This is a genomic window from Glutamicibacter bergerei, from assembly GCF_054495185.1.
The window spans coordinates 73,306-95,156 of record NZ_CM137131.1; the positions used below are offsets into that span (position 1 = coordinate 73,306).

Here is a 21,851-nt window from a genome sequence, read left to right on the forward strand (position 1 = left end):
GTTAACCGTAGCTAGCCGCGCGGCTTGTGGTGAAAAAAATGTCCTGAAGATACCGGGTCAGCGAATCCGCCAGCTGCGCCAGACTCAGTTCGCTGGCCACCGGGGCGCTGCCATCGGTCTCCGCGCCGACCAGTGCCCGCTGCCGGTCCGGGCGTACCGCAGGCAGGTGGATGAACTGGGCGGGGATGGGCAATCCATAGGCATGGTAGGCGATTCGATTGCAGACAAAACCGCCGGCATCCTCACTTGCCGCTAGCTCGCTGGGGACCGCCATGGTGGCCTCGCGCCGGGCCGGGCCGGCTGGCTCGATGCGCTCGCCGGCCGGTTGGGCGCCGTCGTTATCGGCGATGCGCGCGCTCATCCGGTTGACCGCAAAGCGCTCCAGGTTGATCTGCCGGCGGCCCCCGGCCTCACCTAGAAGCACCAGCGCATCGGGCACGTGCGTGGCGATCAGGTCATCGAGTACCCGGGTGCTGCGCCGGAAAGAGACCGGCAGAACTCCGGTGTGGATCTGGTGTTCGCCCAAGGACTGCGGCAAGAGCTTCAGCGTTTGCTCGCTGGCATTGCTGGTGTCGGCGCCGAAGGGCTCAAACCCGGTGACAAGAATGCGCATGGACCTATTATGTCCCAGGACGCTGGTAGTGATGGGTACATGAATATTGTCCTCTTGCTCATCAACATCCTCCTCGTGCTTTGCACCATGGCGCTGCTGGTTCGCCGCACCGGATCCGTGGATCCGGACTCGATCGCCGCCAGCGTGCGCGCCACCCACGGTGAGTTGCGTCAGGATCTGGGGGCGCAGCGTGGAGAACTGCGTGAATCCTTGGGCGAGGTCCGCCGCGATAATGAGGCGCGCTTGGAGATGATCCGCGCCACCGTGGATGGCAAGATCAGTTCGCTGAGCCAGTCCAATCGGCAGATGCACAGCCAGCTGCAGGCGGCATTGCGCGAAGAACTGGAATTGCTGCGCGTCGGCAACGAGGCAAAGCTGGAAAAAATGCGTGAAACCGTCGACGAGAAACTGCAGGGCACCTTGGAGAAACGGCTCGGTGAAAGCTTCGAACTAGTGAGCAAACGGCTCGAAATGGTGCAGCAGGGTCTGGGCGAAATGCAGAACCTCGCAGCCGATGTCGGCGGGCTTAAGCGGGTGCTGACCAACGTGAAGAGCCGTGGCACCTGGGGCGAGGTACAGCTGGCACGCCAGCTCGAAGATATTCTCACCGCGGAGCAGTATGCGCAGAACGTGGTGATCAAACCCGAGACCAGGGATAGCGTCGAATTTGCGGTGAAGATGCCTGGGCATGATGAAACGCCGGTGTACCTGCCGATCGACTCGAAGCTGCCGCAAGAAGACTATGAGCGGCTCTTGGACGCCCAGGAATCGGGTGACAAGGAAGCCATCGTAAAGGCCAGCAAGGCGCTGGATCGGGCAATTATCGAGCAGGCCAAATTGATCTCGGCCAAGTACATCGCCCCGCCGTACAGCACAGATTTTGCGATCATGTATCTGCCCACCGAGGGGCTCTTTGCCGAGGTGGTGCGTCGCCCGGGGCTGGCCAGTAAACTGCAGACCGAACACCGGGTGCTGGTCACCGGACCCACCACGCTGATGAGTCTGCTCAACTCGCTGCAGATGGGTTTCAGAACCCTGGCAATCGAAGCGCGCAGCAGCGAGGTATGGCAGGTGCTTGCTGCGGCCAAAGCGGAATTCCGCAAGTATGGAGATGTGTGGGACAAGCTGGGCAAGCAGCTATCTGCGGCGCAAAATACCGTGCAAAGCGCTGGGACGCGCACCCGCGCGGTGGAGCGGACGCTGCGCGAAGTCGAAAATTTGCCAGATGAGACGGTGCTGGAAACCGCGCTTGGCCGCTAGCGGCGTAGCTTATATCCCACGTGCGAGGCGGTGAACCCCAGCCGCTCATAAAAACGATGTGCGTCGGCCCGCGAGTTATCCGAGGTCAGTTGGATCAGGTCGGCGTCGCAGGCAGGTGCGGCCTGATCGATGACCCAGCGCAGCAGTGCCTTGCCAAGTCCGCGCGAGCGATGCTCCGCGCGCACGCGCACCGCCTCAACATTGAGCCGGGTGGAGCCGCCCCGAGAAATTCCGGGAATGCGAGTCAGCTGAAGCATGGCGATGATTTGGGTACCTTGCACACCAACAATGAGCTCATTTCCACCATCCGCGATGATCTGTGCCAGTGCGCGCGCATGGCCGGCATCGCGCGAATAGGGCGCCTCCCGGCTAGCGCTGAGCGGATCATCGCTGAGTAGTTCCAGCAGCTGAGCCAGGTCGCCCGGTGCGGCGCGGCGCAGCTGCACCAGCGCGTTCAGGGGTGCGGGCAATGTGAGTGCGTCGAGCATCAGCAACCTTTCGTGGGGGACAGCAAAGGGCGGGCACCATAATGGTCCCCGCCCTCTGATCGTACTTAAGCCTTAAAACGCTCGATGGAGCGTGCCAGCTCGGCCTCGGCGGCCTCGCGACCTTCCCAGCCCTCAGCCTTAACCCACTTGCCCGGTTCCAGGTCCTTGTAACGGGTGAAGAAGTGCTCGATCTCCTTGATCAACCACTCATCCATGTCTTCAAGTTCCTTGATGTGATCAAAGCGCTTGTCGGTCGGGACGCACAGCAGCTTCGCGTCTCCACCGCCATCATCGGTCATGTTGAAGACGCCGATAGGGCGCGACTCAACGATGACACCAGGGATCAAATCGACGCCCGGGATGAAGACCATGGCATCCAAAGGATCGCCATCTTCGCCGAGGGTTTCGTCGAAGTAACCGTAGTGGGTTGGGTACTGCATGGCAGTAAAGAGCACACGATCCAGGCGCAAGCGGTGGGTCTCGTGGTCGATTTCGTACTTGACGCGTGATCCCGTTGGGATCTCGATGGTCACGTCGTGGCGCATAAAAAGCACACTCCTAAACTAGTCTTAGGGATATCCGCTAATAAGCGTAGCGCCCCCAAGGGATTAAGTAGCTAAACTTTCGAGAGGAACCTGCTCACATGAACATTGCCTTCCGACGCGTCATGACGCTTGGAGTGGCACTGTTAGCAGTGCTGGGCATGGCGACGGCGATGTTCCTCTCGCCGCGCACCTTCACTGGTGAGCCCGCCGCACATTACCTGAGCGCGAGTGCCACGACCCCCGAGGCCGCACCGGTCACCGTGAAGGATCTGAACCCCGAAGCGCCAATGCCGGACCAGGCCAAACTCACCGCGCAACTGGACGCGATCCTTGCTACCAAGCCCGATAAAACCTCGTTTAACGCACAAGTGGTCGACGTTGCTAGCGGCCAGGTGCTCTACGACAAGAATTCGCAGACCCCCGGAACTCCGGCCTCAAGCCTGAAGGTTGCCACCGCGGTGGCGGCCTTGGATACCTTCGGCGGGGATCATCGGTTAGCGACCAGCGTCTGGTTAGACGGGGACACCTTGGTGCTGCGCGGCGGTGGCGACGTGCTGCTCGGCGATGGTCAATCGAATCCGGCACATCCCAAAGGCTATGCGGGGCTGGCAACCTTGGCGGAGCAGACCGCTAAGGAGCTCAAAGCGCGTGGGGTAAGCGAGGTAAAACTTTGGTTAGACGATTCACTGTTCGGCGACGCGCAGGTTAATCCGGCCTGGGACAAGTCCTTGTTCACCTCGAACAATATTGGTGACGTGTACCCGATCGCGCACTATGCTGGCCGCGCCACCGAGAGTACCCGCTCGGCGTACCAATCAGATGCTGCCCAGCAGGTGCGCAAGGTGTTTAGCGCCGCACTGAGCAAAGAGGTTGGGGTCAGCGAGGGCGGCCGGGGAGCCTATGGCGGCGGGGAGCAAATCACGCAAGTTCTCTCCGCACCGCTACGTGATCAGATCAAGCACATGCTGCTGGTTTCGGATAATTACCTCACCGAAACCATGGGCCGACTTGTTGCGGTGAAAAAAGGGCTAGACCCGAAGCAGGCCGGCTTGGCGGTGCAACAGGTCGCCGAGGCATATGGCGCAACCGGCATATCTTTGGTGGATGCCAGCGGGCTAGCGGCCAGCAACAAAATTTCACCGGCAGCGTTGACCACCTTATTGCGTGCAGCGGCCACCAGTGGCAAGGCCGAACTGCGTGAATTGGTGTACTCCTTACCGGTAGCCGGCTACAACGGAACGCTGATGACCCGGCTGGCTTCGGATCAAACTCTAGGTCTGGTCCGTGCCAAAACCGGATCCCTATCTGGAGTTGCCACACTGACCGGAATGACACTCACCGAGGACGGGCGGCTCATCGCCTTTAGCATTTTTGCCGCGCAACCTGACGGAGCGTTGGCACCACATAAGCAAACTATCGACCAGGCAGTCACCGCCCTGCGCGGATGCGGTTGCCGGTAGGAGAAATTCATGAGCCAGTTCATCGATTGGGACCTTGCGGTCGGCACGGCTAAAACCTTGATGCCCGCCGGACCAGCGCTCAGTGCTAAGCAAGCGGCGCGCATCGTCGAGGAGCTGCGTATCGCAGCCGGGCAGGGGTTGCGCGAGGCGGAGAAAATCTCGAAGCTGACCAGCACCGCGCCCTCACAAACCCTGGTGGTAGACCGTGGCGGTTGGGCTAAGGCGGTCAGCCAGAACTTCGCAGCGATGCTTCCCGAGCTGCCGCACACCCCCAGCGCGTTACCGCTGATCGCCGGCGCCGAGCTTGGCGCGGTGCTCTCAATTCTGGGCACCCGGGTGCTTGGCCAGTTTGATCCTTTCGCTGGCCCGAGATTGCTGCTCAACGCCCCAACGATCACACAAATCCGCGGCGAACTGAACCTTAATGCACGCGATTTTTACCTCTGGATCGCCACCCACGAACAGACTCACCGACTGCAGTTTGAACACGCCCCGTGGATTCCCGTAGTCATGAAGCAGATCCTCGCCGAGGTTTTTGAACCCCTGGGTGAGAAAACCAACTCAATGAATGACATCGGTGCACGGGTGAAATCCATGCGTAGCGAGGTCGGGGAACTGACCAGCATCATGTCGGTGCTTGAGGGCCATGCCATGGTCGTGATGAATGATGTCTCCAGCATCGCAAGCATCAAGACCATTCAAAATCGTTTTACCGCCCGCGGTAAAAATCGTTCACCGTGGGCCACCTGGATTGGCAAGCTGCTGGGCATGGACGCCAAGGCGCGCCAGTATGAGCGCGGCGCCAAGTTCGTGCGCCATCTGGTCGATGAGATCGGGTACGCGGAATTTAACACTATTTTCAGCGCCCGGGAACTTTTCCCCAGCTCCGAGGAGCTCGATAACCCGGCGCTCTGGCTGGCCCGTACTCGATGAGTCGACCCATCGATCTGGCCCGCAACCAGATCATCCGACTCGCGGCGCCGCATACGTTGCTGGGCATCTCCGGTGGTGCCGACTCGATGGCCCTGGCGATTACCGCTAGTCAACTACTGCGCGATACCCGCTTCGGGGTGGTGATCGTGGATCACGGCCTGCAAGCCGGCAGCGATCGGGTAGCGCAGCATGCCGCGAGCCAATGCGCCGAACTAGGTTTTACGCAGGTACAGATCAAAACCGTGAGTACCAGCGGTGACGAGGCCTCGGCGCGAACCGCGCGTTATGCCGCCTTCGAACAAGCCCTGAGCGAATCCGGGGCGCAACGCTTACTGCTGGCACACACCAAGGACGACCAAGCCGAACAGGTGCTCTTAGGAATTCTGCGCGGATCCGGTACTCGGACTCTGGCCGGTATTCCGCCGATCCGCGGCCGGTACGCCAGGCCGCTACTGGAACTGACCCGAGCCGACACCGAATCGATCTGTCAGCGGGCTGGAGTCGATTATTGGGAAGATCCAAGTAATACAGACACCGCCTATCGACGTAATCACATCCGCCACAAAGTGCTCCCATTTCTGCGTGAGCAGCTTGGTGGGCAGCTGACCGAATCACTGGCTCGCACCGCGCGGCTGGCGGCCGCGGATGCCGAGGCGCTGGAGGCGTGGGCGCATCAAGCCTGGGAACAGTCCCGCGGAACACAGGGTATAAACCTGCAGGTTCTTCAGAGTTTTCCGCCGGCTATTGGCTCGCGGGTACTGCGCCTGGCGGCTGCCGAGGCCGGGGCGCGGAACCTGAGCAGCGAACGAACTTCGGCTCTCTGCGCGCTGGCCGGGGTGGGTACGAATAAGTCACGTTCCGCCGGTCCGGTGCAGTTGGACGGGAAAATTAGTGCGTTTCGGCGCTCGTCGGTGATAGTTTTCACCACCACCAGATGAACAACACTAAACTAAATGTGGCACTCTAGTTGAGTACCCCACCTTTCAAGAATCAGGAGAACCCTCGTGGATTCGAACACTGTCAAGGCCGATCTGGCGCATGTCCTTTATACCAAGGAAGAAATCCAGGCTCGTATCGAAGAGCTGGCAGCACAGATTGATACGGATTACGAGGGACGCGACATCCTCGTGGTCGGCGTGCTTAAGGGTGCGGTGATGGTCATGGCTGACCTCGTCCGCGCGCTGAAGTCCCACCTGTCCATGGACTGGATGGCGGTCTCCTCCTACGGTTCGGGCACCCAGTCCTCCGGCGTAGTTCGCATCCTTAAGGATCTGGACACCGACCTGATGGGTAAGCACGTGCTGATCGTTGAAGACATCATCGACTCGGGTCTGACCCTGTCGTGGTTGAAGGCGAACCTGGAATCCCGTGGCCCAGCCTCGGTAGAAATTTGCACCCTGCTTCGTAAGCCGGAAGCCGCAAAGGTAGAAATCGACGTGAAGTACGTCGGCATGAACATCCCGAACGAATTTGTGGTTGGTTACGGTCTGGACTACGCGGAAAAGTACCGCAACCTTGACTGCGTGGGCACCTTGGCTCCGCACATCTACGAGTAGGGAACTTTTAACGCCACTTGGGCGTTGAACTGTATCGAAGGTGGCGTTGCCCGGACGCCGGCAGAACGCGTGAGGGGGATGCGGAAGGTACGGGACCTTTCGGATCGATGAAAACTAAGAAGATTTTTAACAGCTGGATCATTTGGGTCCTGGTCGGTGTGACCGCAATGGTGTTGTTCCTGCCGATGGTATTTGGCAACGGTTCGGCAAGCGTGGATACCTCGGTAGGGCTGAACCAACTTACCAGCGGTAACGCCACCGAAGCGAAGATCTTCGACGGAGATCAGCGAGTAGACCTGACCCTGCGCGACGCGCTAAACGTCGACGGGGTGGACAAGGGAAAGAAAGTTTCCTTCTACTACTCCATTCCCCGCGCCGATCAAGTGGTCGACGCGATGAACGAAGCCAAGCTTGCCAAGTTCACCGATCAGCCGGTAGAAAACAACTGGCTGCTGTCGATGCTCGGCATTATCATCCCCTTTATCCTGATCGCAGGCATCTTCTGGTTCATTCTGGCGCGTAGCCAGGGTGGCGGCTCGAAGGTGATGCAGTTCGGCAAGTCCAAGGCGAAACTCATCACCAAGGACATGCCACAGGTGACCTTCGTGGACGTGGCCGGCGCGGACGAGGCGGTGGAAGAACTTCACGAAATTAAGGAGTTCCTCCAAGAGCCTGCGAAGTTCCTGGCCCTGGGCGCGAAGATCCCTAAGGGCGTGCTGCTCTACGGTCCTCCGGGTACCGGTAAAACCCTGCTCGCCAAGGCTGTAGCCGGCGAAGCGCAGGTCCCGTTCTACTCAATTTCGGGTTCCGACTTTGTTGAAATGTTCGTCGGCGTTGGCGCCTCACGCGTGCGTGACCTGTTTGAACAGGCTAAGACCAACTCTCCGGCAATTATCTTCGTCGATGAGATCGACGCCGTGGGTCGGCACCGTGGTGCTGGCATCGGCGGCGGCAACGACGAACGCGAACAGACGCTGAACCAGCTGCTGGTCGAGATGGACGGCTTTGATGCCTCCACCAACGTCATCCTGATCGCCGCGACCAACCGTCCGGACGTGCTTGATCCGGCGCTGCTGCGCCCGGGACGTTTTGACCGTCAGATCCCGGTGGAAGCACCTGACTTGGCCGGCCGTGAGCAGATTCTGAAGGTTCACTCGGCGGGCAAGCCAATGGATGAGACCGTGGACATGCATGCGGTAGCGAAGAAGACCCCGGGCTACACCGGTGCCGACTTGGCCAACGTACTGAACGAAGCGGCGCTGTTGACCGCCCGTTCGAACGCAAACTTGATTGATGACCGCGCGCTGGACGAAGCGATCGACCGCGTCATGGCCGGACCGCAGAAGCGTACCCGCCTGATGGACGAGCACGAACGTAAGGTCACCGCCTATCACGAGGGTGGCCACGCGCTCGTCGCCGCGGCGATGAACCAGACCGCGCCGGTCACCAAGATCACCATCTTGCCGCGTGGCCGCGCACTGGGTTACACCATGGTGGTTCCGGAATCCGATAAGTATTCGGTGACCCGTAACGAACTGCTGGACCAGATGGCTTACGCCATGGGTGGCCGCGTCGCCGAGGAGATCGTCTTCCACGATCCATCCACCGGTGCGTCCAACGATATCGAGAAGGCTACCGATACCGCCCGCAAGATGGTCACCGAGTACGGCATGAGCGAGAAGGTTGGCGCGGTGCGCTTGGCTTCCTCGGCGGCCGCACAGGGCATGGGTACGGCCACCCGCGAGTTCTCCGACGAGATGGCCCACCTGGTGGACGAGGAGGTGCGTGCACTCATCGAGCAGGCGCACGACGACGCATACGCGGCGTTGACCGCCAACCGTCACGTGCTGGACCGTTTGGCCTTGGCTTTGCTGGAGCGCGAAACGCTGAACCAGAAAGAAATCGCGGATCTGTTCGTCGACCTGGTTAAGCGCGATAAGCGTGAGGTTTGGTTGAGCAATGATGCGCGTCCGGTCCACGAAGAAGGACCGATATTAAGCCCAAAGGAGCGCGCGGCGCAGTCAACCGACTAGTATCGAAGTCGTGATTGAAGAGACGAAGATCGACCAGCCGCGTATTGCCGCCGCGGTCCGCGAAATCCTTGAAGCCATTGGCGAAGATCCGGACCGTGACGGTTTGCTCGATACCCCCAAGCGGGTAGCGAAGGCCTACGCAGAATTTTTTGCCGGTTTGCATCAGGACGCCGCCGAGCACCTGTCCACCACCTTTGACATCGAACATGATGAGATGGTGTTGGTGAAGGACATCGCGTTCTACTCCACCTGCGAGCACCACCTGGTGCCGTTTTACGGGACCGCGCATATTGGTTACATTCCGGGCAAGGGTGGCAAGGTCACCGGGCTCAGTAAGTTGGCGCGCCTGGTCGAGGTCTTCGCCCGCCGCCCACAGGTCCAAGAACGTTTGACCACACAAATCGTTGACGCGCTGGTAGAACATCTGGAACCCTCCGGCGCGATCGTCGTGATCGAATGTGAGCATATGTGCATGTCGATGCGCGGGGTACGCAAGCCCGGTGCGAAGACGGTCACCAGTGCGGTGCGCGGCCAGCTGCGTGAAACCGCGACGCGTGCCGAAGCCATGAGCCTAATCCTCGGAAGGTAAAACCTATGTCACTTGGAGCTATCCCGGGCACCGGCCCGAACACCAGCCCGTTGTCCGTGGTCCGTAAGTCGAAGCGCAAAACCTTCGCCGAGCTGCCCACCGGGCGTACCTTGGTGATGGGAATCTTAAATGTCACCGAGGATTCTTTCTCCGATGGCGGGCAGTATCTGGCCATCGACAAGGCGCTGGATCACGGTCTGAAGCTGCTCTACGCCGGAGCGGACATTATCGACGTCGGCGGTGAATCCACCCGCCCCGGAGCCAAGGATGTTGATCCAGCTCTGGAGCAGGCGCGGATCATTCCGGTCATCGAGGCGTTGGCCAAAGCCGGTGCGGTGATTTCCGTGGACACCATGCACGTATCTACCGCCCGCGCGGCAATTACGGCCGGCGCACACCTGATTAACGACGTTTCCGGGCTGACCTATGAAGCGGGTATGGCCGAACTGATCGCAGAAACCGGTGTCCCCTACGTACTCATGCACCGTCGCGGTACCGCCGCGGATATGGTGCGCCAGGCGAACTACACCGACGTGGTCACCGAGGTGGTGGCCGAACTACGTACCCTGCGCGACGAATTTGTGGCCAAGGGCGTCAAGCCAGAACAGCTGATCATCGATCCCGGACTGGGCTTCGCCAAGGATGCGGCGCATAACTGGGCGTTGCTGGCGAATCTGGCGGCGGTCGAAGAACTAGGTCACCGCGTGCTGGTGGGCACCAGCCGCAAGCGTTTCCTCGGCGAACTGCTGGCCGACGGTGGCACCCCGCGCGAACCACTAGGACGCGATGGAGCCACCGCGGCTACCACCGCACTGGCAGCCCGCGACGGCGTCTGGGCGGTGCGCGTGCACGATGTGGCGGGCAGCCGCGACGCGCTGGAAGTCGTGAAGGCTTATGGATCGAATTAGTATCGACGGAATTTGCGCCACCGGCTATCACGGAGTCTTCGACTTCGAGAAGCGCGAGGGTCAAGAATTCCGCATCGACGTCGTGCTCCACGTGGACATCACCCGCGCCGCGCTCAGCGACAATGTTGTTGACACCGTGGACTACGGGGCGGTGAGCCAGCTGGTTGTCGAGCAGATTAAGGCCGGGCCCTGGGATCTCATTGAAAAGCTCGGATTGCAGATCGCAGATGCAATTTTGGGCACCTGGCCCACGGTGGCAACCGTGGATGTGGTGGTGCACAAACCACAAGCGCCGATCCCGGTGCCTTTCTCAGACGTGTCCATCGCCTTGACTCGCCACCAGCAGTTGCACACCGCGATTATTGCGCTGGGCGCTAACCTCGGCGATAGCCAAGGCACCCTGCGCGCGGCGATCGCCGAACTTGCCGAGCATGTTCAGGTGTTGCAAACCTCCCCGGTGGCGATCACCAAACCCGTGGGTGGACCACCGGATCAGCCCGATTACACCAATCAGGTCATCAAGGTGCGCACCACCCTGGGGCCTCACGAACTACTGGATTTAGCTCAGCGTATCGAAGCGAATCATCACCGTACCCGCCAGGTGCGCTGGGAAGCGCGCACCTTGGATTTGGACTTGATCACCTACGATCAGCTTGAACTAGATGATGAGCGCTTGACCTTACCTCACCCGCGGGCGCATATTCGCGGATTTGTGCTGGCCCCGTGGAGCTGGATGGACGCCGATGCGGTACTGCACGGACAGCTGGTTTCCCGGCTCGCGCAGTCAGCCGCTGATACCAAGGACATCATCAGGCTATGAACCGGCTTAAGTTGCGCACGCTGATCTGGTGCATGCTGCTTGGCGGCGTGCTGGGCTGGGTAACGTTACGCCTGCTCACGGCCGCGGGCAGATTCTCCCCGGTGCTGGACTACACGGCACTGTTTTCCCTCGGGGCGGTGTGCGCGGTCATTCTTTTTCTGGGTATTCGGGTCAAACGCTCAACGCTGGGCCGATCACATATTGATCCGATAGCCGCCGCACGTACCCTAGTGCTCGCACAGGCCGCAGCCTATGCCGGCGCATTAATAACAGGCTGGCACCTGGCCCCGCTGATTACCTTAGTATTCGTTTCCGGACCTAGCCCCACGCTGACTCGTGCGCTGGTGCTCGCCGGATCGGGGATACTGATGGTGATCATCGGCTACATCGTTCAGCACCTTTGCAAACTACCGCCCGAGGACACCGATGAAAACACCGATGGAATCGTTACCGAATAATTTCACTGCGGTAGACCCCGACTACTTTAAGGTCAAGCTGGTCAACTGGTCGATCCAGAGCAGCTGCTACCTGTTGGTCGCGCTACTGCCGCTAATCCTGCGACTGTTCGGCCTCCCAGCGCCCTGGTGGCTGGTGATCGTGCCCCCGGTACTCGTCATCGGAATTGCCCTGCTGGTTTTGCGCATCCTGCGCCGTCAGGTTCGCGCCCTCGGTTACCAAGAACGAACCGAGGATCTAGTGGTGCGCTCCGGAGTGCTGTGGCGCAAACAACTGGTCATTCCCTATGGGCGGATGCAATATGTGGAAGTGACCTCTGGCCCGGTGGAACGCCGTTACGGTCTGTGTAAGCTGACGCTGAATACCGCAGCCGGCGCGGCCACCGCGGTTATCCCGGGGCTGCGGGCGGAAACCGGTGAAGAGCTTCGTGAACGATTGGTCGCGGCCGGCGAGGCGAACCAGCTATGAATCAGTGGCAGCGAGTACACCCGGCAAGTCCCTTCGTGCACGGCTGGCTGGCCATCGTCGGGTTGTTGTGGGTGTACTGGCAAAATACCGATGAGCTGTCCTGGGCGGACCGGTTCTCTGGTAGCCGGCTGACCTGGACCGTGGCCATCGGCTCGGCAGCGCTGCTATTGGTGCTCATTTTTTATGCGCTGTCGTGGTATTTCACCCGCTATAAGATCAGCGAAACTCATGTCTACGTGAATTCCGGAATGATCTTCCGCAGTCAAAAACAGGCACGCATCGACAAGGTGCAGGGTATCGATATCGCCCAGCCTTTGGTGGCGCGCCTGCTGGGATTAGCCGAGCTGCGCTTTGATGTGGCCGACGGTTCAGCCTCGGTGATGCGCCTGTCGTTTTTACGCAAGGCCCACGCGCACCAGTTGCGTACCGAAATCCTGGCCTTGGCCCAGGGAGAAGTAGCCGCGCCGAGCGAAGATGTGGAGCAGCCTCCGGCCGCGGAACCAGTTCCGCTGATGGCCAAGGTGCCGGCCGGGCGCCTGCTTGCTTCCTTGCTGTTGCGCGTGCCAACGATCATCGGGTTGCTCGGAGCGCTAAGCGTGGGGATCGTGAGCATCACCGGCAACGGTGCATTTGTTGCCGGTTTGCTGCCGATTCTGCTCGGCTTCGGCGGTTGGTTCTACAAAGAACTGAACAACTCCTGGAATTTCAGCGCCAGCGCCACAGATACCGGATTGCGGATCAGTCATGGGCTGGCCGATACCAAACAACAGTCATTGCCCGCCGGGCGCGTGCAGTCGATCCAGGTCAGCTCGCCGGCCTTCTGGCGTCTACTTGGTTGGTACCGGGTAGAGGTCAATGCGCTGGGCGTGGGTGATGAGGAATTTTCAAACCTCTTGGTGCTTCCGGTCGGCGACTTTAACGCCGTCACCCAGGTGATGGGGATCTTGTTGCCGGACCTCGGCGCGGAGAATCAGCGTGAGGTCCTGTTGACTGCCATCACCACCGGCACCACACACGGTTTTATCAATTCACCGGTGCGAGCTAGAACGCTCTCCCCGGGAGCTTGGAAACATCAGGCATTTCTTGCAACACAAAATTGTGTCATCACCCGCTTCGGCTGGCTTTCGCGCAGTGCAGCCTTTGTGCCGCACAACAGAATCCAAGGGATGGGTTGGCAACAGGGTCCGTGGGAGCGTCGCCACGATCTTGCCGGGGTGAGGCTTTATAGCGCCGGTGGCACGATTATTGGATACCTGCATCAGCTAGACGCGTCGGTAGCCAGCGAATTTTTTGCGGTGCAAGCGAAGCGCCAGGTTGAAAGGTAACACCATGGACGCACCACGCTTAGGTATTGGAATCATCTCCGCCGGGAAGGTGGGAGTTGTTCTTGGAGCCGCACTGGCGGCCTCTGGGCACCGAATCACCGGGGTCCACGCGGTCTCCGAAACCTCACGCGAGCGTGCTGATGCACTGCTTCCGGGCGTTCAAATCCTCGATCCGGCCGAAATCTTGCGACGCAGCGAGCTGGTGATCTTTGCGGTCCCAGATGACGTGCTGGGCGAACTCGTCCAGGGGCTAGCCGCAGGTGGCCACTTTGTCACCGGGCAGCTGGTGGCGCACACCGCGGGACGCTATGGCATTGGGATTCTGGAACCTGCAATAGCCGCCGGTGCCTTCGGCCTGGCGATCCACCCGGCGATGACCTTCACCGGGATGTCTATGGACCTGCACCGACTGACCGACTGTGTTTTTGCGGTCACCGCAGATGAAATCATGCTCCCGGTCGCGCAGGCGCTGGTAGTGGAGATGCGTGGGGAGCCGGTGGTGATTGCCGAGCAAGATCGCGTTAGCTACCATGCGGCGCTGGCGCATGCGGCAAATCATCTAAATACTATTACCGCGCAATCGGCGGATATGCTGCGCCGCATTGGCGTGGAAGATCCCTCAGCCACCTTGCGTGCTCTGATGAGTGCGAGCCTGGACAACGCCTTACGCTCCGGGGCTTTAGCGTTGACCGGACCTGTGGCCCGAGGCGATGTGGGTACCGTGCAGGCGCATCTGACGTCGATGGCTAAAGACCAACAAGATACCCAAGACAGCTACCGTAGTTTGTCCCGGGCTACCGCCATGCGGGCCGCGGCGCTTGGCCGAATTTCTCAGGCGACTCTTCAAGAATTGTTGCAGGTTCTAGAATAGAGTCCGTGATGACCCCGATGATTGTTCATACTCGCGAAGAGCTGAAGTCTGCGATTGCGCACGCCAACCCGAAGTCCTTGGGCTTTGTCCCAACGATGGGGGCGTTGCACGAAGGCCACGAGCGTCTTTTTGACAAGGCGCGTGCCGAAAACGAGCTGGTTGTCATCTCGATTTTTGTTAACGAGCTGCAGTTTAATGATGCGCAGGATTACGCCAACTATCCGCGAGACCTGGATACCGATCTTGTCATGGCCACGCGTGCCGGGGTTGATATTGTCTTTGCGCCACCGGCCGAGGAAATCTACCATGCTGGCAAACCGCTCATTCAGTTACACAGCGGCATATTGGGTGAAATGTATGAAGGTGCCTCACGCCCCGGACATTTTGATGGCATGCTCGCCGTCGTTGCAAAACTTTTACATCTAGCGGACCCTCGGCAGGGCGAATATCGCGCTTACTTTGGGCAGAAGGACGCACAGCAACTGGCGCTGATTCGGCGGATGGTGGCAGACCTGGATTACCAAGTGGAATTATGTTCGGTGCCCATCGTACGTAGCGCCAAGGGTCTGGCTCTCTCTAGCCGCAACGCATTGCTTAACGCCGAACAGTTGGAAGCAGCATTAGTACTGCATCGCGCGATCGAACTAATTGCTTCACGCGCGGCACGCCATGAACCGCTCAATATCGACGATGCTTTGGGCCTGTTCCAAATGGAACCGTCTGTAGAGCTCGACTACTTTGTAGTGGTGGATCCCAATACCCTCCAAGAGCTGGCATTCATCTGCCAAGACACGCCCTTTACCGGTGAAGCCCTCATCTTGGTGGCGGCAAAGGTTGGCGGCGTGCGGTTGATCGACAACCAGCCGATCTAATTAGCCGAAGCGCCGGGCGGTCTGTGCCAAGATCTGCCGGAATTGCGCTAGTTCCTCTATGATCTGTGCAGCGCTTTGCTCGCCGTGGACGAACGCCACCGCTTCGCCGGCATACACGGGGGCCATGGAAACCTGCGCCTGCGCGCGGGCAGTGAGCATCTGTTCACGCAGGGGATCACCGGCAGCGGCTTGAAGCCCAGCGATATCCCCGGCCCAGCGTTGACTGAAATCGTTGTCTAATGCCCGACCGCCAAATTCCTCTGCCCAAGGCAGTTGCTGGGCGATATCAAATGCTCGGGTGTAGACGGTGTCATCTAGCCCGGCTGCCAGTACCGCAGCCTTGACGTTCTGATGCCCGGTGGATTCCGTACATGCCAAAAAGCGTGTCCCTATCCAAGCTGCCTCGGCTCCTGCCGATAGGACAGCGGCAACACCCCGCGCGGTGCCGATGCCACCAGCTGCAATGACGGGCTTACGATTCTGCGCGGTAGCTAGCTGAAGTAGTGAAAGTGTTCCTGCTTCGTTTCGGCCATGTCCGCCTCCCTCACCGCCGCGGGCGATGACAATATCGATATCATCGTGCATCGCGCGAGCTAAATCCGTGGCGTTTCCAACCTGCATGGCGGTTAGTACCCCCGCCTCGTGGGCTAGCGCGGCACTTCTCGTGGGATCTCCGAAACTCAGCACGACCAACGAGGGGTCGTAGTTAAGGAACGCTTCTAATGGACTTAGATCGTTTTCTAATGACCAAGCCATGAAACCAACACCCCAGGGAGAATCAGTTGAGGCAAGATGTGCTGCCTGAGTAGAGATCCATTCTTCGGTAGGTGAAGCAGGGCAGCCGATCATCCCAACCCCGCCGGCTGCGCTCACTGAGGCGGCAAGCTTACCGCCAGCGGCTCCGGCCATCGATGCGTTAAAGATTGGTTCACGGTATCCAAGGAGTGTTTGAAGGTCGCTCATAAGCCCAGATTAGAACAGGGATCTGAATGTGACCTAGAACGTGGCCACCCGATTTGTGCGAACCTGAAAACCTATGTATAGTTATTCTCTGTTGCCGAAACGAAAACAACGTGGAATACACGAAGAATTCATTCGGTAGCAAAGAGCTTTTCACAAGGCGTTTCGACTGGTTATGACCGGTTCACGAAACATGCTAAAGTTGAAAAGTTGCTCCGGAGCGAAGCAGTCACCGAGTTTTGGTGGTTGTGGTGTCGAGAGTGTTTGTTGTTTGAGAACTCAATAGTGTGCCAAGTTTGTTGATACCGAATTATTTTTAATTTGGTGGATATATAACATTTGCTTGGAATGATGCACCCCCGTGTGTTGTTTCAAGTGTTTTTATTCGCCAGGATTTTATCATCGATTCTTCCCTTATTTTCCAAGGGGTTTCGGTGGCTTTTTGTTTTTTATGGAGAGTTTGATCCTGGCTCAGGATGAACGCTGGCGGCGTGCTTAACACATGCAAGTCGAACGATGACCCCGTGCTTGCACGGGTGATTAGTGGCGAACGGGTGAGTAACACGTGAGTAACCTGCCCCTGACTCTGGGATAAGCCCGGGAAACTGGGTCTAATACTGGATATGACCTTTAACCGCATGGTTTTTGGTGGAAAGATTTATCGGTTGGGGATGGACTCGCGGCCTATCAGCTTGTTGGTGAGGTAATGGCTCACCAAGGCGACGACGGGTAGCCGGCCTGAGAGGGTGACCGGCCACACTGGGACTGAGACACGGCCCAGACTCCTACGGGAGGCAGCAGTGGGGAATATTGCACAATGGGCGAAAGCCTGATGCAGCGACGCCGCGTGAGGGATGACGGCCTTCGGGTTGTAAACCTCTTTCAGTAGGGAAGAAGCGAAAGTGACGGTACCTGCAGAAGAAGCGCCGGCTAACTACGTGCCAGCAGCCGCGGTAATACGTAGGGCGCAAGCGTTATCCGGATTTATTGGGCGTAAAGAGCTCGTAGGCGGTTTGTCGCGTCTGCCGTGAAAGTCCGAGGCTCAACCTCGGATCTGCGGTGGGTACGGGCAGACTAGAGTGATGTAGGGGAGACTGGAATTCCTGGTGTAGCGGTGAAATGCGCAGATATCAGGAGGAACACCGATGGCGAAGGCAGGTCTCTGGGCATCTACTGACGCTGAGGAGCGAAAGCATGGGGAGCGAACAGGATTAGATACCCTGGTAGTCCATGCCGTAAACGTTGGGCACTAGGTGTGGGGAACATTCCACGTTTTCCGCGCCGTAGCTAACGCATTAAGTGCCCCGCCTGGGGAGTACGGCCGCAAGGCTAAAACTCAAAGGAATTGACGGGGGCCCGCACAAGCGGCGGAGCATGCGGATTAATTCGATGCAACGCGAAGAACCTTACCAAGGCTTGACATGTTCCAGACCGCCTCAGAGATGGGGTTTCCCTTCGGGGCTGGTTCACAGGTGGTGCATGGTTGTCGTCAGCTCGTGTCGTGAGATGTTGGGTTAAGTCCCGCAACGAGCGCAACCCTCGTTCCATGTTGCCAGCACGTAAAGGTGGGGACTCATGGGAGACTGCCGGGGTCAACTCGGAGGAAGGTGGGGATGACGTCAAATCATCATGCCCCTTATGTCTTGGGCTTCACGCATGCTACAATGGCCGGTACAATGGGTTGCGATACTGTGAGGTGGAGCTAATCCCTAAAAGCCGGTCTCAGTTCGGATTGGGGTCTGCAACTCGACCCCATGAAGTCGGAGTCGCTAGTAATCGCAGATCAGCAACGCTGCGGTGAATACGTTCCCGGGCCTTGTACACACCGCCCGTCAAGTCACGAAAGTTGGTAACACCCGAAGCCGATGGCCTAACCACCTTGTGTGGAGGGAGTCGTCGAAGGTGGGACTGGCGATTGGGACTAAGTCGTAACAAGGTAGCCGTACCGGAAGGTGCGGCTGGATCACCTCCTTTCTAAGGAGCTAACCAATTATTGGTTGCCCGTTTCTGTCACGAGTGTTGGCAGGCGGGTTGCTCATGGGTGGAATATCAATGAACTCAATACCGGAAAAACAGATGCAGCTCATGTTGTGTTTGGTGGTATTGGCTGTGGCTGCATGGTGTTCATGCTTTCTTAGTACGCGTTTGCTTCTCCTTTGGGGGTTGTGGGTGTTGGAATGAGGGTGTGGGGGCCAGGTGGTTTGTATGGTTTGGCATGCTGTTGGGTTTTGAGGCAACAAGCCCCCTTTTGTTGAGGGGTTTGGTGTTTCAGTGTTTGTCCTGTGTCTTTGCACGGTCATCGTGATGGTTCGCTCTTTAGGGGGTGGGTTGTTGGTGGTTTGTGTGGGGGTGTGGGGTTGTTGTTTGGGAACTGTATAGTGAACGCGAGCATCTTATAAGATGACCATGTTAGAGAGCCTTTTGGGGTTTTTTGGTGTGGTTGTTTTGTGATTTTGTTGATTGTTTTATAGCTCAAACTTGAGAACTTGTTTTGTGTTGAAGTTTTTAAGGGCGCACGGTGGATGCCTTGGCATCAGGAGCCGATGAAGGACGTGGGAATCTGCGATAAGCCTGGTGGAGTCGATAACCTGACGTTGAGACCAGGATTTCCGAATGGGGAAACCCCGTACGGTGTCATGCCGTATGACCCGCAGCTGAATGTATAGGTTGCGTGGAGGGAACGCGGGGAAGTGAAACATCTCAGTACCCGCAGGAAGAGAAAACAATAGTGATTCCGTTAGTAGTGGCGAGCGAACGCGGATGGGGCTAAACCGGTTGGTGTGTGATAGCGGATAGGCGTTGCATCACCGGGGTTGTGGGGCCCACATGTGCCAACCCTATCTGGTTGGCGGGATGAGGTGCAGGCGTATAGGTGAATCGGTTGGAATGCCGGACCAGAGAGGGTGATAGTCCCGTAGGTGTAATGCGTGTCTGCCGTTCTAGTGTGGGTACCCGAGTAGCACGGGGCTCGAGAAATCTTGTGTGAATCTGCCAGGACCACCTGGTAAGCCTGAATACTACCTGATGACCGATAGTGAATCAGTACCGTGAGGGAATGGTGAAAAGTACCCCGGGAGGGGAGTGAAATAGTACCTGAAACCGTGCGCTTACAATCCGTTAGAGCATGACCCTTGTGGTTGTGTGATGGCGTGCCTTTTGAAGAATGAGCCTGCGAGTTAGTGCTGTGTCGCGAGGTTAACCCGTGTGGGGAAGCCGTAGCGAAAGCGAGTCTGAATAGGGCGTTTGAGTGGCACGGTCTAGACCCGAAGCGAAGTGATCTACCCATGGCCAGGTTGAAGCGTGTGTAAGAGCGCGTGGAGGACCGAACCCACTTCAGTTGAAAATGGAGGGGATGAGCTGTGGGTAGGGGTGAAAGGCCAATCAAACTTCGTGATAGCTGGTTCTCCCCGAAATGCATTTAGGTGCAGCGTTATGTGTTTCTTACCGGAGGTAGAGCTACTGGATAGCTAATGGGCCCTAAAAGGTTACTGACGTTAGCCAAACTCCGAATGCCGGTAAGTGAGAGCGTAGCAGTGAGACTGTGGGGGATAAGCTTCATAGTCGAGAGGGAAACAGCCCAGAACGCCAACTAAGGCCCCTAAGCGTGTGCTAAGTGGAAAAGGATGTGGAGTTGCTGTGACAACCAGGAGGTTGGCTTAGAAGCAGCCACCCTTGAAAGAGTGCGTAATAGCTCACTGGTCAAGTGATTCCGCGCCGATAATGTAGCGGGGCTCAAGCACACCGCCGAAGTTGCGTCATTCAGATATTTACCCGGTTTCGATTGGGTGTTTGGATGGGTAGGGGAGCGTCGTGTGGACGGTGAAGTCGCGGTGTAAACCAGCGGTGGAGACCACACGAGTGAGAATGCAGGCATGAGTAGCGAATGACGGGTGAGAAACCCGTCCGCCGAATGATCAAGGGTTCCAGGGTCAAGCTAATCTGCCCTGGGTGAGTCGGGACCTAAGGCGAGGCCGACAGGCGTAGTCGATGGACAACGGGTTGATATTCCCGTACCGGCGAAGAACCGCCCATACTGAGCGATTGATGCTAACCAGTGTTGAGCATGACTGTTGCGACCTTCGGGTTGTTTGTTGTGTGAGGTGTTGGGAACCGATGTTGTGAGGTCAGCGTATTAACAGGTGTGACGCAGGAAGGTAGCCGAGCCAGGCAATGGAATTGACCTGGTCCAAGGGTGTAGGGCGAGTCATAGGCAAATCCGTGACTCATATAGCCTGAGACCTGATAGGCGCCCACTTTGGTGGGTGATTTGGTGATCCTATGCTGCCTAGAAAAGCATCGGCGCGAGGTTCTAGTCGCCCGTACCCCAAACCGACACAGGTGATCAGGTAGAGAATACTAAGGCGATCGAGAGAATCATGGTTAAGGAACTCGGCAAAATGCCCCCGTAACTTCGGAAGAAGGGGGGCCTGCCCCGTGGAGAAGACTTGCTCTTCTTTTGCGGGTGTGGGCCGCAGAGACCAGGGGGAAGCGACTGTTTACTAAAAACACAGGTCCGTGCGAAGTCGCAAGACGATGTATACGGACTGACTCCTGCCCGGTGCTGGAAGGTTAAGAGGACCGGTTAGCAACTTGTTGCGAAGCTGAGAATTTAAGCCCCAGTAAACGGCGGTGGTAACTATAACCATCCTAAGGTAGCGAAATTCCTTGTCGGGTAAGTTCCGACCTGCACGAATGGAGTAACGACTTCCCCGCTGTCTCAACCATGAACTCGGCGAAATTGCAGTACGAGTAAAGATGCTCGTTACGCGCAGCAGGACGGAAAGACCCCGAGACCTTTACTATAGTTTGGTATTGGTGTTCGGTGCAGCTTGTGTAGGATAGGTGGGAGACTGTGAAGCTCGGACGCTAGTTCGGGTGGAGTCATCGTTGAAATACCACTCTGGCTGTACCGGTCACCTAACTTCGGACCATGATCTGGTTCAGGGACAGTGCCTGATGGGTAGTTTAACTGGGGCGGTTGCCTCCTAAAATGTAACGGAGGCGCCCAAAGGTTCCCTCAGCCTGGTTGGCAATCAGGTGTCGAGTGTAAGTGCACAAGGGAGCTTGACTGTGAGAGTGACAGCTCGAGCAGGGACGAAAGTCGGGACTAGTGATCCGGCGGCACCTCGTGGAAGGGCCGTCGCTCAACGGATAAAAGGTACCTCGGGGATAACAGGCTGATCTTGCCCAAGAGTCCATATCGACGGCATGGTTTGGCACCTCGATGTCGGCTCGTCGCATCCTGGGGCTGGAGTAGGTCCCAAGGGTTGGGCTGTTCGCCCATTAAAGCGGTACGCGAGCTGGGTTTAGAACGTCGTGAGACAGTTCGGTCCCTATCCGCTGCGCGCGTTGGAAATTTGAGAAGGGCTGTCCTTAGTACGAGAGGACCGGGACGGACAAACCTCTGGTGTGTCAGTTGTACTGCCAAGTGCACCGCTGATTAGCTACGTTTGGAAGGGATAACCGCTGAAAGCATCTAAGCGGGAAGCCTGCTTCGAGATGAGATTTCCATGCACCTTGAGTGTGAGAGGCCCCCAGCTAGACCACTGGGTTGATAGGCAGGATGTGGAAGCAAGGACTAAAGACTTGTGTAGCTGACCTGTACTAATAGGCCGATGACTTACAACACACTGTAAAGCAATTATTTGAGACAATTATTGTTCGCGTTCACTATACGGTTACGAGACAACAACC

18 protein-coding genes and 2 rRNA genes are annotated in these 21,851 nt (G+C 58.0%); 16 read left to right on the forward strand and 4 right to left on the reverse strand.

What is annotated here, in order from left to right; genetic code table 11:
- Window position 1 precedes the first annotated feature (1 nt).
- The gene (locus ACX5K5_RS00365) at window positions 2-613 is read right to left on the reverse strand and encodes a pyroglutamyl-peptidase I (RefSeq protein ID WP_459174855.1); all 612 of its coding nucleotides are present in this window, start codon (window positions 611-613) and stop codon (window positions 2-4) included.
- A 9-nt stretch (window positions 614-622) separates the two neighbouring features.
- On the opposite strand from ACX5K5_RS00365, the gene ACX5K5_RS00370 reads away from it, so the two are divergent.
- Entirely contained in the window at window positions 623-1,873 is a 1,251-nt protein-coding gene (locus ACX5K5_RS00370) for a DNA recombination protein RmuC (protein ID WP_382412020.1), read from the forward strand.
- Here ACX5K5_RS00370 and ACX5K5_RS00375 read toward each other — a convergent pair.
- Window positions 1,870-2,361 carry a GNAT family N-acetyltransferase gene (locus ACX5K5_RS00375; protein ID WP_188683981.1) on the reverse strand — a complete coding sequence of 164 codons (492 nt, stop codon included), beginning with the start codon at window positions 2,359-2,361 and terminating at the stop codon, window positions 1,870-1,872. The genes ACX5K5_RS00370 and ACX5K5_RS00375 overlap by 4 nt on opposite strands.
- A gap of 65 nt (window positions 2,362-2,426) precedes the next feature.
- A complete protein-coding gene (locus ACX5K5_RS00380) occupies window positions 2,427-2,906 on the reverse strand; it encodes an inorganic diphosphatase (RefSeq protein ID WP_096254308.1) in 480 nt (159 codons plus the stop codon).
- A gap of 98 nt (window positions 2,907-3,004) precedes the next feature.
- Between ACX5K5_RS00380 and ACX5K5_RS00385 the strand changes: the two genes are divergently transcribed.
- The 13 genes from ACX5K5_RS00385 (at window position 3,005) to panC (ending at window position 15,197) form a co-directional block, all read left to right on the forward strand.
- Window positions 3,005-4,366 (forward strand): D-alanyl-D-alanine carboxypeptidase/D-alanyl-D-alanine-endopeptidase, encoded by a 1,362-nt coding sequence (locus ACX5K5_RS00385; RefSeq protein WP_346059965.1) that lies wholly within the window; start codon window positions 3,005-3,007, stop codon window positions 4,364-4,366.
- Window positions 4,367-4,375: 9 nt separating this feature from the next.
- Window positions 4,376-5,299, forward strand: coding sequence for an Rv3626c family coenzyme F420 biosynthesis-associated protein (locus ACX5K5_RS00390; protein WP_096254306.1), 924 nt, complete (start codon window positions 4,376-4,378; stop codon window positions 5,297-5,299).
- Window positions 5,296-6,237, forward strand: a complete 942-nt coding sequence (tilS, locus tag ACX5K5_RS00395; RefSeq protein ID WP_096254305.1) for a tRNA lysidine(34) synthetase TilS — start codon at window positions 5,296-5,298, stop codon at window positions 6,235-6,237. Before ACX5K5_RS00390 ends, tilS begins: the two co-directional genes overlap by 4 nt.
- Window positions 6,238-6,303: 66 nt before the next feature.
- On the forward strand, window positions 6,304-6,855 hold the full coding sequence (hpt, locus tag ACX5K5_RS00400) for a hypoxanthine phosphoribosyltransferase (protein ID WP_096254304.1): 552 nt from the start codon (window positions 6,304-6,306) through the stop codon (window positions 6,853-6,855).
- A 107-nt stretch (window positions 6,856-6,962) separates the two neighbouring features.
- On the forward strand, window positions 6,963-8,888 hold the full coding sequence (gene ftsH, locus ACX5K5_RS00405) for an ATP-dependent zinc metalloprotease FtsH (RefSeq protein ID WP_096254303.1): 1,926 nt from the start codon (window positions 6,963-6,965) through the stop codon (window positions 8,886-8,888).
- 10 nt (window positions 8,889-8,898) lie between these two features.
- The gene (gene folE, locus ACX5K5_RS00410; RefSeq protein ID WP_096254302.1) at window positions 8,899-9,477 is read left to right on the forward strand and encodes a GTP cyclohydrolase I FolE; all 579 of its coding nucleotides are present in this window, start codon (window positions 8,899-8,901) and stop codon (window positions 9,475-9,477) included.
- Window positions 9,478-9,482: 5 nt separating this feature from the next.
- Window positions 9,483-10,385 (forward strand): dihydropteroate synthase, encoded by a 903-nt coding sequence (gene folP, locus ACX5K5_RS00415; RefSeq protein ID WP_188683992.1) that lies wholly within the window; start codon window positions 9,483-9,485, stop codon window positions 10,383-10,385.
- Window positions 10,372-11,205: a 2-amino-4-hydroxy-6-hydroxymethyldihydropteridine diphosphokinase gene (folK, locus tag ACX5K5_RS00420; protein WP_096254300.1), complete on the forward strand. Its 834-nt coding sequence runs from the start codon at window positions 10,372-10,374 to the stop codon at window positions 11,203-11,205. Before folP ends, folK begins: the two co-directional genes overlap by 14 nt.
- Window positions 11,202-11,663, forward strand: coding sequence for a DUF3180 domain-containing protein (locus ACX5K5_RS00425; RefSeq protein ID WP_096254299.1), 462 nt, complete (start codon window positions 11,202-11,204; stop codon window positions 11,661-11,663). The genes folK and ACX5K5_RS00425 overlap by 4 nt, the downstream gene beginning before the upstream one ends.
- Window positions 11,632-12,129 carry a PH domain-containing protein gene (locus ACX5K5_RS00430; RefSeq protein WP_096254298.1) on the forward strand — a complete coding sequence of 166 codons (498 nt, stop codon included), beginning with the start codon at window positions 11,632-11,634 and terminating at the stop codon, window positions 12,127-12,129. Before ACX5K5_RS00425 ends, ACX5K5_RS00430 begins: the two co-directional genes overlap by 32 nt.
- The gene (locus ACX5K5_RS00435; RefSeq protein WP_459174856.1) at window positions 12,126-13,454 is read left to right on the forward strand and encodes a PH domain-containing protein; all 1,329 of its coding nucleotides are present in this window, start codon (window positions 12,126-12,128) and stop codon (window positions 13,452-13,454) included. Before ACX5K5_RS00430 ends, ACX5K5_RS00435 begins: the two co-directional genes overlap by 4 nt.
- Window positions 13,455-13,458: 4 nt before the next feature.
- Window positions 13,459-14,325: a Rossmann-like and DUF2520 domain-containing protein gene (locus ACX5K5_RS00440; RefSeq protein ID WP_096254296.1), complete on the forward strand. Its 867-nt coding sequence runs from the start codon at window positions 13,459-13,461 to the stop codon at window positions 14,323-14,325.
- Window positions 14,326-14,333: 8 nt separating this feature from the next.
- Window positions 14,334-15,197, forward strand: a complete 864-nt coding sequence (gene panC / locus ACX5K5_RS00445; protein ID WP_096254295.1) for a pantoate--beta-alanine ligase — start codon at window positions 14,334-14,336, stop codon at window positions 15,195-15,197.
- Here the strand turns inward: panC and ACX5K5_RS00450 are convergent, their stop codons facing one another.
- Window positions 15,198-16,160 carry an NAD(P)H-dependent flavin oxidoreductase gene (locus tag ACX5K5_RS00450; protein ID WP_096254294.1) on the reverse strand — a complete coding sequence of 321 codons (963 nt, stop codon included), beginning with the start codon at window positions 16,158-16,160 and terminating at the stop codon, window positions 15,198-15,200. It lies immediately after the preceding gene.
- Window positions 16,161-16,605: 445 nt separating this feature from the next.
- Here ACX5K5_RS00450 and ACX5K5_RS00455 point away from each other — a divergent pair.
- Window positions 16,606-18,131, forward strand: a 16S ribosomal RNA gene (locus ACX5K5_RS00455).
- A 521-nt stretch (window positions 18,132-18,652) separates the two neighbouring features.
- Window positions 18,653-21,786 (forward strand): 23S ribosomal RNA (locus ACX5K5_RS00460).
- The 16S and 23S rRNA genes sit together here, the layout of an rRNA operon.
- Window positions 21,787-21,851: the final 65 nt, after the last annotated feature.

Excerpts from the sequence above, each read along its gene's own strand:
- ACX5K5_RS00365 (WP_459174855.1), bottom strand. The coding sequence starts at position 613 with ATGCGCATTCTTGTCACCGGGTTTGAGCCCTTCGGCGCCGACACCAGC.
- ACX5K5_RS00370 (WP_382412020.1), top strand. The coding sequence starts at position 623 with ATGTCCCAGGACGCTGGTAGTGATGGGTACATGAATATTGTCCTCTTG.
- ACX5K5_RS00375 (WP_188683981.1), bottom strand. The coding sequence starts at position 2,361 with ATGCTCGACGCACTCACATTGCCCGCACCCCTGAACGCGCTGGTGCAG.
- ACX5K5_RS00380 (WP_096254308.1), bottom strand. The coding sequence starts at position 2,906 with ATGCGCCACGACGTGACCATCGAGATCCCAACGGGATCACGCGTCAAG.
- ACX5K5_RS00385 (WP_346059965.1), top strand. The coding sequence starts at position 3,005 with ATGAACATTGCCTTCCGACGCGTCATGACGCTTGGAGTGGCACTGTTA.
- ACX5K5_RS00390 (WP_096254306.1), top strand. The coding sequence starts at position 4,376 with ATGAGCCAGTTCATCGATTGGGACCTTGCGGTCGGCACGGCTAAAACC.
- tilS (WP_096254305.1), top strand. The coding sequence starts at position 5,296 with ATGAGTCGACCCATCGATCTGGCCCGCAACCAGATCATCCGACTCGCG.
- ftsH (WP_096254303.1), top strand. The coding sequence starts at position 6,963 with ATGAAAACTAAGAAGATTTTTAACAGCTGGATCATTTGGGTCCTGGTC.
- folP (WP_188683992.1), top strand. The coding sequence starts at position 9,483 with ATGTCACTTGGAGCTATCCCGGGCACCGGCCCGAACACCAGCCCGTTG.
- folK (WP_096254300.1), top strand. The coding sequence starts at position 10,372 with ATGGATCGAATTAGTATCGACGGAATTTGCGCCACCGGCTATCACGGA.
- ACX5K5_RS00425 (WP_096254299.1), top strand. The coding sequence starts at position 11,202 with ATGAACCGGCTTAAGTTGCGCACGCTGATCTGGTGCATGCTGCTTGGC.
- ACX5K5_RS00430 (WP_096254298.1), top strand. The coding sequence starts at position 11,632 with ATGAAAACACCGATGGAATCGTTACCGAATAATTTCACTGCGGTAGAC.
- ACX5K5_RS00435 (WP_459174856.1), top strand. The coding sequence starts at position 12,126 with ATGAATCAGTGGCAGCGAGTACACCCGGCAAGTCCCTTCGTGCACGGC.
- ACX5K5_RS00440 (WP_096254296.1), top strand. The coding sequence starts at position 13,459 with ATGGACGCACCACGCTTAGGTATTGGAATCATCTCCGCCGGGAAGGTG.
- panC (WP_096254295.1), top strand. The coding sequence starts at position 14,334 with ATGACCCCGATGATTGTTCATACTCGCGAAGAGCTGAAGTCTGCGATT.
- ACX5K5_RS00450 (WP_096254294.1), bottom strand. The coding sequence starts at position 16,160 with ATGAGCGACCTTCAAACACTCCTTGGATACCGTGAACCAATCTTTAAC.